Source organism: Brevibacterium sp. VCM10 (assembly GCF_000583215.1).
Lineage (GTDB): Bacteria > Actinomycetota > Actinomycetes > Actinomycetales > Brevibacteriaceae > Brevibacterium > Brevibacterium linens.
Map to the genome: position 1 here is coordinate 1 of NZ_JAJB01000125.1, position 511 is coordinate 511.

Genomic DNA, 511 nt, shown 5'->3' on the forward strand with positions numbered 1-511 from the left:
CGCCTCGGCGAGGGCGGTGAGCGTATTCGTGAACCCGGCACCATAGGTCGTGGTGGCGGCGGCGATCCGCCCGGATGTGCGGAAGTGAGCGTCGGCGGCGACGACGGCTCCGGCCTCGTGGCGGACGGCGGTGTAGGTGGCCGAGGTGCCACGCAGCAGGGCGTCGAGGAAGTAGGCGTTGCCATTGCCCATGAGGCCGAAGACCTCGTCGATGTGGGCGGCGAGAGTGTGCGCGACGTGCGCGGAAGTATGAGCCATGGCTGGCCTTTCGCGAATGAGATATGGAAATGAGGGATCCATATATGTCTCACACGCTGACTCGGCCCGGCGGCTTCGTGCCCCTTTTTCGGGCACCGGCTGATGTGCCGCTCGCCCTGGGCACCCAATTCCGGGGGTTGCCGCGGTCGGCTCAGCCTGACCCTTCGAATATAGGTGACTGTGGCCCGAGGCACCAAGTCGGGCGGCGGCCCGGCACGCAGTTCGCACCGTCCAGGACTACCCGACGGCGGCC

The 511-nt window shown here is 67.5% G+C and carries 1 protein-coding gene; it reads right to left on the reverse strand.

Annotated elements, in window-relative coordinates:
* The coding region (locus AD89_RS19055; RefSeq protein WP_035321546.1) for a thiamine pyrophosphate-binding protein at positions 1-258 on the reverse strand (258 nt) is incomplete at its 3' end.
* Positions 259-511: the final 253 nt, after the last annotated feature.